At 71.3% G+C, this 16,984-nt stretch carries 13 protein-coding genes; 4 read left to right on the forward strand and 9 right to left on the reverse strand.

Translation table 11 applies throughout. The features are described from left to right. Positions 1-104 precede the first annotated feature (104 nt). The 7 genes from murD to rsmH form a co-directional block, all read right to left on the reverse strand. On the reverse strand, positions 105-1,523 hold the full coding sequence (gene murD / locus ACWCRD_RS30030; RefSeq protein WP_450968903.1) for a UDP-N-acetylmuramoyl-L-alanine--D-glutamate ligase: 1,419 nt from the start codon (positions 1,521-1,523) through the stop codon (positions 105-107). Further along, on the reverse strand, positions 1,505-2,578 hold the full coding sequence (mraY, locus tag ACWCRD_RS30035; RefSeq protein WP_344404067.1) for a phospho-N-acetylmuramoyl-pentapeptide-transferase: 1,074 nt from the start codon (positions 2,576-2,578) through the stop codon (positions 1,505-1,507). Before mraY ends, murD begins: the two co-directional genes overlap by 19 nt. Next, a complete protein-coding gene (locus tag ACWCRD_RS30040) occupies positions 2,575-3,981 on the reverse strand; it encodes a UDP-N-acetylmuramoyl-tripeptide--D-alanyl-D-alanine ligase (RefSeq protein ID WP_450968904.1) in 1,407 nt (468 codons plus the stop codon). The genes mraY and ACWCRD_RS30040 overlap by 4 nt, the downstream gene beginning before the upstream one ends. A 4-nt stretch (positions 3,982-3,985) precedes the next feature. After that, positions 3,986-5,506 (reverse strand): UDP-N-acetylmuramoyl-L-alanyl-D-glutamate--2,6-diaminopimelate ligase, encoded by a 1,521-nt coding sequence (locus tag ACWCRD_RS30045; RefSeq protein ID WP_450969054.1) that lies wholly within the window; start codon positions 5,504-5,506, stop codon positions 3,986-3,988. Positions 5,507-5,667: 161 nt separating this feature from the next. Further along, entirely contained in the window at positions 5,668-7,635 is a 1,968-nt protein-coding gene (locus ACWCRD_RS30050) for a penicillin-binding transpeptidase domain-containing protein (protein WP_450968905.1), read from the reverse strand. A gap of 5 nt (positions 7,636-7,640) precedes the next feature. After that, entirely contained in the window at positions 7,641-8,162 is a 522-nt protein-coding gene (locus ACWCRD_RS30055) for a septum formation initiator family protein (protein WP_450968906.1), read from the reverse strand. A 55-nt stretch (positions 8,163-8,217) separates the two neighbouring features. Beyond that, entirely contained in the window at positions 8,218-9,174 is a 957-nt protein-coding gene (rsmH, locus tag ACWCRD_RS30060) for a 16S rRNA (cytosine(1402)-N(4))-methyltransferase RsmH (protein ID WP_450968907.1), read from the reverse strand. Positions 9,175-9,531: 357 nt separating this feature from the next. On the opposite strand from rsmH, the gene ACWCRD_RS30065 reads away from it, so the two are divergent. The 4 genes from ACWCRD_RS30065 (at position 9,532) to ACWCRD_RS30080 (ending at position 15,285) form a co-directional block, all read left to right on the forward strand. Next, positions 9,532-10,140: a beta-class carbonic anhydrase gene (locus ACWCRD_RS30065; RefSeq protein ID WP_450968908.1), complete on the forward strand. Its 609-nt coding sequence runs from the start codon at positions 9,532-9,534 to the stop codon at positions 10,138-10,140. A 230-nt stretch (positions 10,141-10,370) separates the two neighbouring features. Next, entirely contained in the window at positions 10,371-11,411 is a 1,041-nt protein-coding gene (locus tag ACWCRD_RS30070; protein WP_450968909.1) for an AAA family ATPase, read from the forward strand. Beyond that, positions 11,411-12,784 (forward strand): DUF58 domain-containing protein, encoded by a 1,374-nt coding sequence (locus tag ACWCRD_RS30075; protein WP_450968910.1) that lies wholly within the window; start codon positions 11,411-11,413, stop codon positions 12,782-12,784. Before ACWCRD_RS30070 ends, ACWCRD_RS30075 begins: the two co-directional genes overlap by 1 nt. Next, entirely contained in the window at positions 12,781-15,285 is a 2,505-nt protein-coding gene (locus ACWCRD_RS30080) for a transglutaminase TgpA family protein (RefSeq protein ID WP_450968911.1), read from the forward strand. The genes ACWCRD_RS30075 and ACWCRD_RS30080 overlap by 4 nt, the downstream gene beginning before the upstream one ends. A 129-nt stretch (positions 15,286-15,414) precedes the next feature. Here the strand turns inward: ACWCRD_RS30080 and ACWCRD_RS30085 are convergent, their stop codons facing one another. Further along, positions 15,415-15,807 carry a DUF3040 domain-containing protein gene (locus tag ACWCRD_RS30085; RefSeq protein ID WP_115908659.1) on the reverse strand — a complete coding sequence of 131 codons (393 nt, stop codon included), beginning with the start codon at positions 15,805-15,807 and terminating at the stop codon, positions 15,415-15,417. Positions 15,808-16,084: 277 nt separating this feature from the next. Continuing rightward, positions 16,085-16,855 carry a methyltransferase gene (locus tag ACWCRD_RS30090; RefSeq protein ID WP_266954341.1) on the reverse strand — a complete coding sequence of 257 codons (771 nt, stop codon included), beginning with the start codon at positions 16,853-16,855 and terminating at the stop codon, positions 16,085-16,087. Between the last annotated feature and the right edge of the window lie 129 nt (positions 16,856-16,984).

The following is a 16,984-nucleotide window of genomic DNA, read 5'->3' on the forward strand; positions in this document are numbered from 1 at the left end:
GCAAGGCGCCGTTCCCCGCGGCCGCCCTGGTCCAAACGAAAGGGCCTGGTCCTCAACGATCCCACCGCGTCCCTCCCAAGGTCGCCCGGCTGCAGGCGGCCGGGTCAGGCGTCGAGTTCGCGGACCGCTTCTGCGAACGCGTCACCGCGCTTGTTGTAGTTGGCGAACATGTCCATCGAGGCACAGGCCGGGGCCAGCAGCACCGTGTCGCCTGCGGCCGCGAGCCGCTGGGCCTCCTGGACAGCCGCGAGCATCGCCCCAGTGTCGGTCCGGTCGAGGTCGACGACGGGTACTTCGGGCGCGTGTCGCGCGAGGGCTTCACGGATCAGGGCGCGGTCCTTGCCGATGAGGACGACTCCGCGAAGTCGCTTTGCCGACTTGGCGACCAGTTCGTCGAAGGTCGCGCCCTTGGCGAGCCCGCCCGCGATCCACACGATGGACTCGTACGCCGCCAACGAGGCCTCGGCCGCATGCGTGTTGGTGGCCTTGGAGTCGTCGATGTACGCGACCTGGGCCACGTCGGCCACATGCGCGATGCGGTGCGCGTCCGGGGTGAAGTTCCTGAGCCCGTCGCGTACGGCCGCTGCGGGCACCCCGAAGGCGCGCGCGAGCGCCGCCGCCGCAAGGGCGTTGGCGATGTTGTGCGGGGCCGGCGGGTTGACATCGGAGACCTCGGCGAGCTCCTGGGCGTTCTTGTGCCGGTTCTCCACGAAGGCACGGTCGACCAGGATGCCGTCCACGACGCCGAGTTGGGAGGGCCCGGGAGCGCCGAGGGTGAACCCGATGGCCCGGCAGCCCTCCTCGACATCGGCCTCGCGGACCAGGTCCTCGGTGGCCTTGTCGGCGACGTTGTAGACGCAGGCGACCCGATTGCCCTCGTAGATACGGCCCTTGTCGCGCGCGTACGCCTCCATGGAGCCGTGCCAGTCGAGGTGGTCGGGGGCGAGGTTGAGCACCGCCGCCGAGTGCGCCCGCAGGGAGGGCGCCCAGTGGAGCTGATAGCTCGACAACTCCACGGCCAGGACGTCGTACTGCTCCTCGCCGAGCACCACGTCGAGCAGCGAGACGCCGATGTTGCCGACGGCCGCGGTGCGCAGGCCGGCGGCCTTCAGGATCGACGCCATCATCTGGACGGTGGTGGTCTTGCCGTTGGTGCCGGTGACGGCCAGCCAGGGGGCCGCGTCGGGGCCGCGCAGCCGCCAGGCGAGTTCGACGTCGCCCCAGATGTCGACACCGGCCTCGCGGGCCGCGACGAACAGCGGCTTGTCCGGCTTCCAGCCGGGCGTGGTGACGATCAGCTCGGTGCCCTCCGGCAGGGTGGCTCCGTCACCGAGGCGCACGGTGATCCCCAGTGCCTCCAGCTCGGCGGCCTGCTCACGCGCGCGTGCGTCGTCGCCGTCGTTGACGACCGTGACGATCGCCCCGCGCGCGTGCAGCACCTTGGCCGCCGGGATACCGGAGACGCCGAGCCCGGCGACGGTGACGTGCTTGCCCTGCCAGTCGGTCACTTGTCCGCTGCCCATCCCGCATAGAAGAGGCCCAGTCCGACGATCACACAGATGCCCTGGATGATCCAGAAGCGGACCACCACAAGGACCTCGGACCAGCCCTTGAGTTCGAAGTGGTGCTGGAGTGGCGCCATTCGGAAGACGCGCCTGCCGGTGAGGCGGAAGGAGCCGACCTGGATGACCACCGACATGGTGATGAGGACGAACAGACCGCCCATGATGGCCACCAGCAGCTCCGTGCGGGAGAGGATGGCCAGGCCCGTGAGGACACCGCCGAGCGCGAGCGAACCGGTGTCGCCCATGAAGATCTTGGCCGGCGAGGTGTTCCACCACAGGAAGCCGAGGCAGGCGCCCATCAGCGCGGAGGCGATCACCGCGAGGTCGAGCGGGTCGCGCACCTCGTAGCAGGCGTTGGGGTTGGTCAGGGTCTGCGCGTTGGCGCAGGACTCCTGGAACTGCCAGACACCGATGAAGGTGTAGGCGCCGAAGACGAGGACGGAGGCGCCGGTCGCCAGACCGTCCAGACCGTCCGTCAGGTTCACGCCGTTCGACATCGCGAGGATCATGAACAGCGCCCAGACGACGAACAGCACCGGGCCGATCGACCAGCCGAAGTCCGTGATGAACGACAGCTTCGTGGAGGCCGGGGCGTTGCCGCGGGCGTCCTGGAACTGCAGGGCGAGCACCGCGAAGCTGATGCCGACGATCAGCTGTCCGGCCATCTTCGCCTTGGCCCGCAGGCCCAGCGAGCGCCGCTTGACGATCTTGATGTAGTCGTCGAGGAAGCCGACCAGGCCCATGCCGCACATCAGGCCGAGCACCAGCAGACCCGAGTAGCTCGGGGCGTAGCCGGTGATGACCTTGGAGAGGAAGTACGCGGCCACCGTCGCGAGGATGAAGGCGATGCCGCCCATGGTCGGCGTACCGCGCTTGCTGGCGTGCTCGCGCGGGCCGTCGTCCCGGATGTACTGGCCGTAGCCCTTGCGGGCCAGCAGCTTGATCAGCAGCGGGGTGCCGACCAGCGTCAGGAAGAGGCCAATGACTCCCGAGAACAGGATCTGCTTCATCATCGGGCGGCAACCTCACCCTCGGCACCGGTCTCGAGCAGCGCCTGGGCGACGCTCTCGAGGCCGACCGAACGGGACGCCTTCACGAGTACGACGTCTCCCGGGCGCAACTCGCTGCGCAACAGGTCGACCGCCGCCTGTGCGTCGGACACGTGCACCGACTCCTCACCCCACGAACCCTCGTTATATGCGCCCAGTTGCAGCCAGGACGCTTCCCTGCCCCCGACCGCGACGAGCTTGCCGACATTGAGCCGGACGGCGAGCCGTCCGACCGCGTCGTGCTCGGCGAGCGCCTCGTCCCCGAGCTCGGCCATCTTGCCGAGCACCGCCCAGGTCCGCCGCCCGTTGCCCATGGCCGCGAGCGCGCGCAGGGCGGCTCGCATGGACTCGGGGTTCGCGTTGTAGGCGTCGTTGACGATGGTCACGCCGTCCGGTCGCTCGGTGACCTCCATGCGCCAGCGGGAGAGGGAGCCCGCCTCGGAGAGCGCGGTGGCGATCTCTTCCGCGGACATGCCCAGCTCATGGGCGACGGCGGCCGCGGCGAGCGCGTTCGACACGTGGTGCTCACCGTACAGGCGCATGGTCACATCGCTTGCACCGGAGGGTGTGTGGAGGGTGAAGGCAGGCTGTCCGCTGTCCGTGAGTCGCACGTTCTCGGCGCGTACGTCCGCTTCGTCGGCCTCTCCGAAGAGCAGCACCTTCGCCTTGGTACGGGACGCCATGGCCCGTACGAGGGGGTCGTCCGCGTTGAGGATCGCGGCGCCGTCCTCCGGAAGGGACTCCACCAGCTCGCCCTTGGCCTGCGCGATCTGCTCGCGGCCGCCGAACTCGCCGATGTGGGCGGTGCCGACGTTGAGGACGAGGCCGATCTTCGGGGGCGTCAGATCGGTGAGGTAGCGGATGTGGCCGATGCCGCGGGCGCCCATCTCCAGGACGAGGAACCTGGTCTCCTCGGTGGCGGACAGGGCGGTGAGGGGCAGCCCGATCTCGTTGTTGAGCGAGCCGGGCGTGAACACCGTCGGCGCCTTGCGCTGCAGGACCTGGGCGATCAGGTCCTTGGTGCTGGTCTTGCCCGCGGAGCCGGTGAGGGCCACGAGGGTCGCGCCGAGGCGTCGTACGACATGGCGGGCGAGGGCTCCGAGGGCGCTCTGGACGTCCTCGACCACGATCGCGGGCACGCCGACGGGGCGCGACGCCAGTACGGCGACCGCGCCCGCTTCGACGACCTGAGCTGCGAAGTCGTGGCCGTCGACCCGTTCGCCGACGAAGGCGACGAAGAGGCTGCCCGGCCGTACCTCGCGGGAGTCCCGGACGACCGGAGCCGTGACCTGGACGGACGGATCCGGTATGTCGTGCGTCTGCCCGCCGACGACTTCTGCGATCTCGGCGAGAGAGAGGGCGATCACAAGTTCATCCCTGGGTCTTCTGGATGGCTTCTCGAAGCACCTGGCGGTCGTCGAAGGGACGGACCACCCCGGCGATGTCCTGGCCCTGCTCGTGGCCCTTGCCCGCGACCAGCACGGTGTCTCCGGGCCGTGCTCGGGCGACGGCTGCGGCGATCGCGGCGGCCCGGTCCTCGAAGACCTGGACCTCACCGCGTTCGTGTGCTGGTACGGACGCCGCGCCCTCGAGCATGGTTGCAAGGATGGCGAGGGGGTCCTCGGAGCGGGGGTTGTCGGAGGTCAGTACGGCGGTGTCGGCGAGGCGGGCCGCGGCGGCGCCCATCGGCGCCCGCTTGGTCCTGTCCCGGTCGCCGCCGCAGCCGAGCACGACGTGCAGCCTGCCCTCGGTGACCTTGCGCAGGGCGCGCAGGACCGATTCGACGGCGTCGGTCTTGTGGGCGTAGTCGACGACGGCGAGATACGGCTGCCCGGCGTCCACGCGCTCCAGGCGGCCCGGCACGCCCGGCACGGCGGCGATGCCGTCGGCGGCGGTCTGCGGGTCGAGGCCCGCGGCGGCCAGGGCGACGATCGCGGCGAGGGTGTTGGCCACGTTGAAGCCGCCCGGCAGCGGAGCCTTCGCCTCGATCCGCTCGCCCTCGGGGCCGACCACGGTGAACGTGGAGTCCAGCGGGCCGACTTGGACGTCCTCGGCGCGCCAGTCGGCGTCGGGGTGGCCCTCGGCCGAGAAGGTCACGACCGGGACGCCGGCCTCGTCGATCAGCCTGCGGCCGTACTCGTCGTCGAAGTTGACGACGCCCAGTTTGCTGCGTTCCGGCGTGAACAGCTGCGCCTTGGCCCGGAAGTAGTCCTCCATGTCGGAGTGGAACTCCATGTGTTCCGGGCTGAGGTTGGTGAAGACGCCGATGTCGAAGACGCAGCCGTCCACCCGGCCGAGGACCAGGGCATGGCTGGAGACCTCCATGGCGACCGCCTCGACGCCGCGTTCGCGCATGACGGCGAACAGGGCCTGCAGGTCGGTGGCTTCGGGGGTGGTGCGCTCGGACTTGATGCGTTCGTCGCCGATGCGCATCTCGACCGTGCCGATGAGACCGGTGTTGCTCTTGGTCTTCAGGCCGCCCTCGACGAGGTAGGCGGTGGTGGTCTTGCCGGAGGTGCCGGTGATGCCGATCTGGAGCAGATCGCGGCCCGGGTGGCCGTAGATCGTGGCCGCCAGCTCGCCCATCCGCCCGCGTGGGTTGTCGACGACCAGGACCGGCAGACCGGTCGCGGCGGCGCGCTCGGCGCCGGTCGGGTCGGTCAGCACGGCGACCGCGCCGAGGCCGGCGGCCTGCGTGACGAAGTCGGCGCCGTGCAGACGGGCGCCCGGGAGGGCGGCGTACAGGTCGCCGGGGCGGACGGCGCGCGAGTCATGGGTGATGCCCTTGACCTCGGCGGAGCCCTCCGGCGCGGTGGCACCCAGCTGATCGGCGAGTTCCGCGAGGGGTGTGGCGGAGACCTGCACCGGCCTGGGCGGCCCCGGGTATGTCACGGATGCGCCCTTCTGGGTGGTTTGGGACTGATCAGCGTGTGGCACGGCGGTGAGCGTACCGGGCGCACCCGCTTGGGAGCGAAGCGAGGGGGCGGGGGTGCCCGGCTTGCCGGAGTCGGGAGTGATCATGGTCACGGAGCGTTCCTGGCTGGTTGCGCTGATCAGAAGGTGACGGGCAGGTTCGCGGCCTGCGCACCCGTGGGCGGGACCTGGAGGGTCTTCAGTGCGAACTCCATCACCTCCTTGTAGATGGGTCCGCAGATCTGGCCGCCGAAGTAACTCCCGCTCGTGGCGTTCTGGATGGCGCAGTACACGGTGATGCGCGGGTTGTCCGCAGGTGCGAATCCGGCGAACGAGGAGGTGTAGCCGCGGTACTGGCCGGTGGCCGGATCCACGCGGTTGGCCGTACCCGTCTTGCCTGCGACCCGGTAGCCGGGGATGCGCGCCTTGTTGCCGGTTCCCTCCCGGTCGTCGACGACCGACTCCAGCATCTGGGCGAGGGTCCTCGCCGTCTTCGCGCTGACGACCCTTGTCCTCTCGGGCTTCGGGGTCGGGGTGAAGCGCCCGTCGGGTCCCTTGGTGCCGCGCACCAGCGTGGGCTGGACGCGGACGCCGCCGTTGGCGATCGTCGAGTAGACGGATGCCGCCTGCAGCGCGTTGATGGAGAAGCCCTGGCCGAAAGGAATCGTGTACTGCTGCGACGTCGACCACTTGGCGGGTGGAGCGAGGATGCCCTTGGTCTCGCCGGGCAGACCGAGTCCGGTGTAGCTGCCGATGCCGAACTTCCGCAGATACGAGTAGAGGACGTCGTTGGCCTGCTCCTGCGTCCTGCCCAGCTGGCCGGTGGCCAGGATGGTGCCGATGTTGCTGGACTTGGCGAGCACGCCGTTGAGCGTGAGGTTCCAGGTGTCGTGGTCGATGTCGTCCTTGAAGAGCCGGTCGCCGCGGTGCAGCCGGTTCGGCACGACGACATGCGTCAGCGGGGTGGCGACGTTCTCCTGGAGTACGGCCGCCATCGACATGATCTTGGCGGTGGAGCCGGGCTCGTAGGCGTCCTCGACGGCCCAGTTGTGCAGGGCGTTCGGGTTCGCCTTGGAGAGGTCGTTGGGGTCGAAGCCGGGCGCGTTGGCCATCGCCAGGATCTCGCCGGTGCGGGTGTCCTGCACTATCACGTACCCGCGGTCCGCACCGGACTTCCTCACCTGCTGGCTGATCGCGTTCTGCGCGGCCCACTGGATGTCGCGGTCGAGGGTGAGCTCGACGTCGCTGCCGGGCACGGCGGGCGTCTCGGTGGAACCCGCGGTGGGCACCAGGCGGCCGCCGGACTGGGCGTAGCGGATCTTGCCGTCCTTGCCGGCCAGCTCCTTGTTGAGCTCCTGCTCGACGCCTCCGCCGCCCTTGCCCTGGTCGTTGACCCAGCCCAGTATCCCGGCGGCGAGGTCCCCGTTGGGATAGATCCGCTTGCTGCTGGGGTCGGCGAAGACGCCGGCGAGGACGTTGACCGTGGACTTGTCCTTCTCCCCCTTCGCGGTGAGCGCGGTCTTCAGGTCCTTGATCTGCTTCCAGACCTGAGGGGTCTGGCGGCGGGCGAGCAGGACGTAGCGCAGCTTCTTGTTCTTGGGGCGGAGCTTGTGGACGAGCGTGTCCTGGTCCATGCCGAGGATCGGCGCGAGGAGCGCCGCGGCCTGCTCGGGGCCGTCGCCGACCTTCAGCTGGTCGCGAGTGAACATCGTGGGGTCGGCCGTGAGGTCGTAGGCGTCCACGCTGGTCGCGAGGGCCACGCCGTTGCGGTCGAGGATGCCGCCGCGCTCGGCGGTCAGGACATGGCCCACGTAGCGGTTCTGGTCGGCCTTGGCGGCGTAGGCGCTCGCATCGACGGCCTGCACCTGCAGCAGCCGTACGACGAAGGCGATCAGCACCAGGGTGAGCGCCAGGCTGACCATGCGCAGCCGGGGGCGGGGGCTGCCCAGCCGCAGGGCGGCCGAGGCCGTGGGGCGGCCCGGTGCCGGGCGGCGGGCGGGGCGGGCGCCGGAGCCCGGGCGCCGGGCACCGGCGGCGGGGCGGTCGGGGCGCGCGGGGCCGGGCACGCGGCGGCGCGGCGGTTGCCTTTCTCCAGAAGTGTCTGACACTTCCGTCACCTGCCGGGGGTCGTGGTCGTCTGGGCGGGATCGGCTTGTGGGGTGGGTGGCGGGCCGGCGGCCGGCGGGGCCGCGGCGGGCTGAGGCGGGAGCAGGACGAGCGGCATCTGCACCGCGGACTGCTCGGCGGCCCGGCTGACGGCCTGCTGGCCGGCGACCGAGGGGACGCCCTTGACGGTGCCGTCGGGATTCAGGAACGCGGGGTCCGAGCCGGGGATCATGCCGAGCTCGCGGGCCCGTTGCTGGAGGGCCTCGGGGGCGGAGTAGGAGTCGATGTCCCGCTGGAGCCCCTGTTCCTCGTCGGTGAGGCTCTTGGTGTCCCTCTGGAGGTCGTCCAGCTTGAACGAGCCTTCGCTGAGCGCGGAGTTCAGCACCAGGAGCGCGATCAGGCCGCCGCCCAGGAGGAGCACGACGAGCAGGACGAAGGGGGTGCGGGCCGCCTGCGCGCGGCTTCCCGCTCCGGGGATGAGCCGTGCCAGACGTGCGGCCCGCCCCCTCAGTTCGGGTTTCCTGCTCACTCGGCCTCCAGTGAGTCCGGTCGCCAGGCCCACTCGCTCGCCAACTCGTTCACCCTCATTCGATGGACTCCCTGATGCGCTGGGCTCCGCGCAGTCGCGCCGGAGCCGCCCGCCGGTTCTCGGCGACCTCTTCCTCGGTGGGAAGTTCGGCACCACGGGTGAGCAGCTTGAGCCGGGGCTGGTACTGCTCGGGCACCACCGGCAGCCCGGGGGGCGCGGTGGTGGCGGCTCCGGCCGCGAACACCTGCTTGACCAGGCGGTCCTCGAGCGAGTGGTACGACAGCACGGCGATCCGTCCGCCCACGTCGAGCGCCTGCACTGCGGCCGGGATCGCCCGCTCCAGGACGGAGAGCTCGCCGTTGACCTCGATGCGCAGGGCCTGGAAGGTGCGCTTGGCCGGGTTGCCGCCGGTGCGCTTGGCGGCCTGCGGCAGCGCGTCCCGGATCAGCTCGACGAGCCGCGCGCTGTTGCTGAACGGCTCCTTCTCACGCTCGCGCACGATGGCGGCCACGATCCTCTTGGCCTGCTTCTCCTCGCCGTAGGCCCGCAGGATCCGGACGAGTTCGCCGGCCGGGTAGGTGTTGAGGACCTCGGCGGCGCTCATGCCGGTCGTCTGGTCCATGCGCATGTCGAGGGGGGCGTCCTGGGCGTAGGCGAAGCCGCGGTCGGCCTCGTCGAGCTGCATGGAGGAGACGCCGAGGTCGAACAGGACGCCCTGCACGCGCGCGATGCCGAGCCGCTGGAGTACGTCCGGGAGCTCGTCGTAGACCGCGTGCACCAGGGTGGCCCGCTCGCCGAAGGGCGCGAGCCGCTCGCCGGACAGGCGCAGTGCCTCCTTGTCGCGGTCCAGGGCGACCAGCCGGGCCTCGGGGAACTGCGTGAGCAGGGCCTCGCTGTGGCCGCCGAGGCCCAGGGTGCAGTCGACGACCACCGCTCCCGGCCGCTGCAGGGCGGGGGCCAACAGGTCCAGGCACCGCTGGAGCATCACCGGGACGTGTCGACTGTGACTCAAGGGGCCCTCTCAGATCCGGCGCGGCCATACGCACCGCCGGGTCCCCACCCGCTCGTGAAGGGGAGGTCCGCCGGCGCCATGAGCGTCAGCCGACCGGGAGCGGGAGGAGGCCGAGCCGTACGTACGCGCCGCGCACGTGGGGAGACCGTCCGTACGAGCCGGGGTCTCCGGGGATTTCAGTCCAGCAGGGAGAGCCTCGCCTCCCGCTTCGCGTCACTTTAGTCCACGGTGTCTCGCGGTCAATCAACTGGCCTGCGCGTCGCGCCCCGGCGTGAGTGCGAAGCCGCAAATCCGGGAAATTCACCCGTACGGCTTCACCTCCGCCACCCATGTGGGTTACCTCACACGAGGACTGTGATGACGCTCTTCTCCCGCTCTCACACCGCGACCGAATCGCCTGTGACCAGTACCGTCATAGGTATGACGACCTCTGCATCTGTTCCCACCGAGTCCGAAGGCGCCATACGCGGCGGCACCGTCACCGACCGTCTGGTCGAGGCGAACGGACGCTACGCCGAGGCATTCACCGACCCCGGGATGGACGCCCGCCCGGTGCTGCACGTGGCGGTCGTGGCCTGCATGGACGCGCGTATCGACCTGCACGCCGCACTCGGCCTTCAGCTCGGCGACTGCCACACCATCCGCAACGCGGGCGGCGTCGTCACCGACGACGTGATCCGCTCGCTCACCATCAGCCAGCGCAAGCTCGGCACCCGCAGCATCGTCCTCATCCACCACACCGGTTGCGGCATGGAGTCGATCACCGAGGACTTCCGCACCGAGCTGGAGCAGGAGGTCGGCCAGCGTCCCGCCTGGGCGGCGGAGGCCTTCGCGGACGTCGACCAGGACGTGCGGCAGTCCATGCAGCGGGTGCGCACCTCGCCGTTCCTGCAGCACACCGACGACGTACGCGGCTTCGTCTTCGACGTGAAGACGGGCCTGCTGCGCGAGATCGACCCCGCGTAAGGCGCTCGGCCCTTCTCGTTTTTCGCAAATCCCGCGCATGCTGGAGCCCAAGCGTCGTAAAACCTGACATACCGCAGCCAGTTGTCCACAGTCGAGTGACACGAAACGGTAACGGCAGCAAGAATGCGGGGTGTGGCGTCACGCGGAACCATTCACGCGTGGTGTTTCGGGGTGGGCCGGTCCGCACAGCAAGCGTCGGCCCGGAGAAAGAACGGGCCGAGGAGGGCCGGGTGACGACCTATGACGATCGAGCGAGCCTTACAGATCTGACTGCCACTGTGGAGCGGGTCCGCAGTTCGGTGGAAGGAGTGATCGAGGGCAAGCCCGAGGTCGTACGGCTTTCGCTGACCGTACTGCTCGCCGAGGGACATCTTCTGATCGAGGATGTCCCCGGCGTGGGCAAGACCATGCTGGCCAAGGCGCTGGCCAAGTCCATCGACTGTTCGGTGCGGCGCATCCAGTTCACCCCGGACCTGCTGCCCTCGGACATCACAGGTGTGTCCATCTGGGACCAGCAGCGCCGGGACTTCGAGTTCAAGCCGGGCGCGATCTTCGCGCAGATCGTGATCGGCGACGAGATCAACCGCGCCTCGCCCAAGACGCAGTCCGCGCTCCTGGAGTCGATGGAGGAGCGCCAGGTCACCATCGACGGGCAGACCTACGAGCTGCCCAGCCCGTTCATGGTGGTGGCGACGCAGAACCCGGTCGAGATGGAGGGCACCTACCCGCTGCCCGAGGCCCAGCGCGACCGCTTCATGGCCCGGGTCTCCATCGGCTACCCCAGCGCGGACGCCGAGCTGCAGATGCTCGACATCCACGGCGGGGTGAACCCGCTCGACGACCTCCAGCCGGTGGCGCATGCCCACGACATCGTGAAGCTGGTCGAGGCCGTCCGCGGCGTCCACGTCGCCGAAACGGTCCGCCGGTACGCGGTGGACCTGGTCGCCGCCACCCGCACCCACCCCGACCTCAGACTCGGCGCCTCCCCGCGCGCGACGCTGCATCTGCTGCGCGCGGCGAAGGCCTCCGCCGCCCTGAGCGGCCGGGAGTACGCACTGCCGGACGATGTGCAGGCCCTCGCCGTCGCCGTCCTGGCCCACCGGCTGCTGCCCACCGCCCAGGCCCAGCTCAACCGCCGTACCTCGGAGCAGGTCGTCCAGGAGATCCTGCAGCGCACCGCGGTGCCCGCGGCGCCCCAGCAGCAGCCCGGCTTCGGCGGCCTCGGCCGCGGTGCGCCCGCGTACCCCCAGCAGCCGCCGCGGAGGCTGTGATGACCGCCGGGGGGACGGGCCACCCGGACAGCGGCCACAGCGAGAAGGGCGGCTTCCGTGCCGCCCTGGCGGGCCTGACCACCCGCGGACGCTCCTTCCTGGCCGCCGGGATCGCGGCCGCCATCTGCTCCTACGTCCTGGGGCAGAGCGATCTGCTGCGGGTCGGTCTGCTGCTCGCCGCACTGCCCCTGATCTGCACGCTCTTCCTCTACCGCACGCGCTACCGGGTGGCCGGCAGCCGCCGTCTGACCCCCGCGCGCGTGCCCGCCGGCAGCGAGGCCCGCGTCCATCTGCGGATGGACAACGTCTCGCGGCTGCCCACGGGCCTGCTGATGCTCCAGGACCGGGTGCCCTACGTGCTCGGCCCGCGCCCCCGCTTCGTACTGGACCGGGTGGAGCCGGGCGGCCGCCGCGAGGTGTCCTACCGGGTCCGCTCCGATCTGCGCGGCCGCTATCCGCTGGGCCCGCTGCAGCTGCGCCTGACCGACCCGTTCGGGATGTGCGAGCTGACCCGGTCCTTCTCGACGTACGACACCCTGACGGTGATCCCGCGCGTGGAGGCGCTGCCGCCGGTGCGCCTGAGCGGCGAGTCCAAGGGGTACGGCGACGGGCGGCAGCGCTCGCTCGCGCTGGCCGGCGAGGACGACGTGATCCCGCGCGGCTACCGCTACGGCGACGACCTGCGCCGCGTGCACTGGCGCCTCACCGCCCGCTACGGCGAGCTGATGGTGCGCCGCGAGGAGCAGCCCCAGCGCGCCCGCTGCACGGTGCTGCTGGACACCCGGGGGCTCGCCTTCCAGGGCGCGGGCCCCGACTCGGCGTTCGAGTGGGCGGTCTCGGGCGCGGCCTCCGTCCTGGTGCACATGCTCGAACGGGGCTTCTCCGTCCGGCTGTTGACCGACACCGGCAACTCGGTGCCCGGCGAGGGCGCCGACGGGTTCGCGGGCGCCAGCCAGGAGACGGCGGACGCGGCCGGCCTGATGATGGACACCCTCGCGGTGGTCGACCACTCCGACGGGGCGGGCCTGTCGAGGGCGTACGACGTGCTGCGCGGCGGGAACGAGGGGCTGCTGGTGGCCTTCTTCGGCGACCTCGACGAGGAGCAGGCCGCGATCGTCGCCAAGATGCGCCAGCGCAGCGGAGGCGCGCTCGCCTTCCTGCTGGACAGCAACCCCTGGGTGCGGGAACCGGCCGATGTGCCCGGCCCGTCGGACAGGAGCGAGGAACGGCTGCGGATGCTGCGGGAGGCGGGCTGGACGGCCCTGAAGGTGCCGCGGGCCGCGTCGCTCGCCCAGTTGTGGCGTCTGGCGGACCGCGAACGCGCGGGCCTCGCCGCGACGAGCGGGACGAACGGCGGGGGGACGGACTCATGAGCGGGCGGGCACGGCTGGCGCTGTGCGCCTGGGCGGCCACGCTGATGGCGTCCTGCTCCCTGCTGCCGCTGGTCTCGCCGGCCACCTGGATCCTCCAGGTGGCGGTCATGCTCGCGGTGCAGACGGGGGTGGGCGCGGCGACCCGGCGGGTGCCGCTGGCCCGGCCGCTGACGGTGGCGGCGCAGGCCCTGGTCACGCTGATGATGCTGACCCTGGTCTTCGCCCGTCAGCAGGCCCTCATAGGCATCGTCCCCGGCCCCGGGGCGTTGCGTCACTTCGCGGATCTGCTGCAGCAGGGCAGCGACGACATCGCGCGGTACGCGATCCCGGCGCCCCTGGAGTCCGACGGCATCCGGCTGATGGTCCTCGGCGGGGTCCTGGTGATCGGTCTCGCGGTGGACACCCTCGCGGTGACCTTCCGCAGCGCGGCCCCGGCCGGACTGCCGCTGCTGGCGCTGTACTCCGTCGCCGCGGGGCTGTCCCACGGCGGTGCCGACTGGCTGTGGTTCCTGGTCGCGGCGGGCGGCTATCTGATGCTGCTCCTGGCCGAGGGGCGCGAGCGGCTCTCCCAGTGGGGCCGGGTCTTCGCCGGGGCGGCGCGCGGCCCGGGCGGGGAGCCCGGCGCGCTGGCCCCGGTGCGCACCGGGCGCCGTATCGGAGTGGTCGCGCTCGGTGTCGCCCTGATGGTGCCGATCGCCCTGCCCGCGATGAACGGCGGCCTGCTGGACGCGGCCGGCACGGGCATGGGCGGCGGCAACGGCAGCGGCGGCACGATCTCCGCGGTGAATCCGCTGGTGTCCCTGCGCGACAGTCTGAACATGGACCAGGACCGCGAGGTCATGTCCCTGAAGACGAACAGCAACGACCTCTCGAACATGTACCTGCGGATCGTGTCCCTGGACGACTTCGACGGCAGCACCTGGAAACCGGCCAAGCGGCACGTCACCGGCGTACCGGACAGCTTCCCCACCCCGGCCGGACTCGGTGGGGACATCAAGCGGGCGGAGATACAGACCCGGATCTCGGCCGCCGACTGGTACGCCCAGGACTGGCTGCCGATGCCGTACCCGCCCAGCGGCGTGGACGTCAGCGGCAAATGGCGTTACGAACCGGTGGGCATGACGCTGGTCGGCGACCACGGCGAGACCACCCGCGGGAAGACCTATCTGGTCAAGAGCCTCGATGTGCAGCCGACGCCGGAGCAGCTCGCCGACGCTCCGGAGCCGCCCGCGTCCCTGAAGCGCGACTACACCAAACTGCCGGACTCGGTGCCCGCGGTGGTGGCCAGGACCGCCCGCCAGGTCACCGACGGTGCGACCAGCCACTACGAGCAGGCGGTCAAGCTCCAGGACTACTTCGCCTTCAGCGGCGGCTTCCAGTACAGCACCCAGGTGCAGGTGGGCACCGGCCCCGACGCGATCGCCAAGTTCCTGAAGGACAAGACGGGCTTCTGCGTCCACTTCTCCTTCGCGATGGCGGCGATGGCCCGCAGCCTGGGCATACCCGCCCGGGTCGCGGTGGGCTTCGCCCCCGGCACACCCCAGGCGGACGGCTCGGTGTCGGTGGGGCTGAAGGACGCGCACGCCTGGCCCGAGCTGTACTTCGAGGGGGTGGGCTGGACCCGCTTCGAGCCGACCCCGAGCCGGGGCGTGACCCCCTCGTACACGCAGTCGGACACGCCCGACAACAATCTCCCGCCGGTGCCGCGGCCCTCGCAGTCGGCGGGTTCGTCCGCGTCGGCGGCGCCCTCGGCGAGCACGAGCTGCTCGGCGCAGCAGAAGAAGCTCGAGGCCTGCGCCGCCGCGCTTCCACTGGAGACGGCCAAGCCGGGCGACGAAGGTCTGCCCTGGTACAAGATCGCCGGCTGGTCCCTGCTGGTGCTCCTGGCGGTCGCCCTGCCGCTGCTGCCCATGCTGTGGCGGCTGCGGCGGCGCTCGGTGCGGCTGGCCTCGGCCCAGCACGCCGTCTCCGCCCAGGCGTCGGCCCGGGAGGGCCGCAGGGCACGGGGCGCGGAGACGGGGAGCTCGGGCGATGTCGAGGTCACGGCGCTGTCGGTGGAGGCGGATGCCCGGTACGCCGCGGAGGTGGCCGCGGGCCACGTCCTGGCCGTCTGGCGCGAACTCACCGACACGGCCTGGGACTACGGCATCGTGCCGGACGACGCGCTGACCCCGCGCAAGGCGGCCGCACGCATCGTGCGACTGGGGCAGTTGGACGCGGCGACCGCCGAGTCGGTGCACCGGGTGGCGGGAGCGGTGGAGCAGGTGCTGTTCGCACCCGAGCCGCGGGACGTGCCGGGACTGGCCGACCATGTGCGCAGCCTGCGGGCGGCGCTGCGGTCCAAGGCCGGCTGGACCACCAGGGTGCGCGCGGTCGTGGCGCCCCGGTCGGCGATCCGCGCGGTGTGGGATGTCACGGACCGCTGGACGGCCTTCAAGGCCCGCTGTGCCGAGCGCTGGTCGGCGCTGGTGCGGCGCCCCTCCGGGCAGCAGAGCGGCTGACGGCGTGGTGCGGTCGGCCGCACCACGCCGGTCTTCCGGGCATACGTGAGGGGGTGACCACCCGCCGGGGTGGTCACCCCCTCACCTGCGTCTGCGAGGAACCGTCCGGGACGGACGGTGGAAGAGGAGCTAGTGGCCCTGCTCGTCGCGGCGGCGCTGCCAGCGCTGCTCGATGCGGTCCATCACGGAGCGCTTCTGCCGTCCCTGACGGCGCGCGTGCGGGGCACCGGCCGCGGGCTGTTCGCCCGGCTTGGGGGCCTTGCGCCAGCCGGTCACGGCGAGCACCGCACACCCCAGCATGACCAGGAAGCCCACCACGCTGAGCCAGACCTGCTTGGCCACCATTCCAGCCATGAGGAGCGCGATACCCACGAGGAAGCCCGCGACCGCCTGGTAGACCCGCCGCCGGGTGTACGTACGCAGCCCGCTTCCCTCAAGCGCCGACGCGAACTTGGGATCTTCGGCGTACAGCGCTCGCTCCATCTGCTCGAGCATGCGCTGCTCGTGCTCCGAGAGCGGCACGGAGTCCTCCTCATCGTGCAGTCGCCGGGGCGACCCGGGGGGTCCCTTCAGGATAGGCAGGGAATCGCCCCCTTGAAACCCGCCCCTCTGCGCCAATTGGCCAACCGGAATCCGCCATGGACGTACCGGCTCGCTGAATCTTGCATTCCCCAGCGGCCGACCCGTCATGCCGGGCGGTCTCCCTCGATCATACGGCGCTGAACGCCCGATCGGGGGGCCTGTGGCGTACTCCATGTGCGGCCAAGTCCCTGATCAGCGCCGCACCACAGGAGTCGGCTCAGGCCTCGGTGGCCCCCTGCGTCTCGCCGAGCACATGGAGTTGCGTGGCCACGGAGTGGAACGCGGGGAGTTCGGCGGCCGCCTCCTCCAGCTTGAGCAGCGCCTCCAGAGCACCGGGCTCGGTGTCCACGAGGACGCCCGGGACCAGGTCGGCGAAGACCCGTACGCCGTGCACGGCACCGACCCTGAGGCCCGCGCCCTCGACCAGCTCGGTGAGCTGCTCGGCGGTGAAGCGGCGGGGCACGGGGTCGCCCGCGCCCCAGCGGCCGTTCGGATCGGCGAGGGCTTGCCTCGCCTCCTTGAAGTGACCGGCGAGGGCGCGCGCGAGCACGGCGCCGCCGAGGCCCGCGGCGAGCAGGCTGAGCACGCCCTCCGAGCGCAGCGCGGCCACGGCGTTGCGCACACCCTCGGCCGGGTCGTCGACGTACTCCAGGACGCCGTGGCACAGCACCACGTCGTAGCCACCGCGCTCGACCACGTCGAAGAGGCCGTGGGCGTCGCCCTGGACGCCCTTCACACGGTCGGCGACGCCGGCCTCGGCGGTGCGGCGCTCCAGTGCGAACAGCGCGTTGGGGCTGGGGTCGACGACGGTGACGCGGTGGCCGAGGCGGGCGACGGGCACCGCGAACTTGCCGCTGCCGCCCCCGGTGTCGAGAACGTCCAGCGACTCCCGCCCGGTGGCCTTCACCCGGCGTTCGAGGGCGTCCTGGAGGACCTCCCAGACCACGGCGGTACGGAGGGAGGCGCGGGGGCGGCTCGGGTCCGACACGGCAGTTGACTCCTCGGCGCGGCACCGCCCATGGCACGGCGGAGCGAACGGGGCGCCTCCCCGGCCGGGGTACGGGAGGGAAGGCTTCAGGCGCTCTCCACCCTATTGCCTCCACCGCCCCGCCTGGTC

Source organism: Streptomyces sp. NPDC002092, assembly GCF_053593775.1.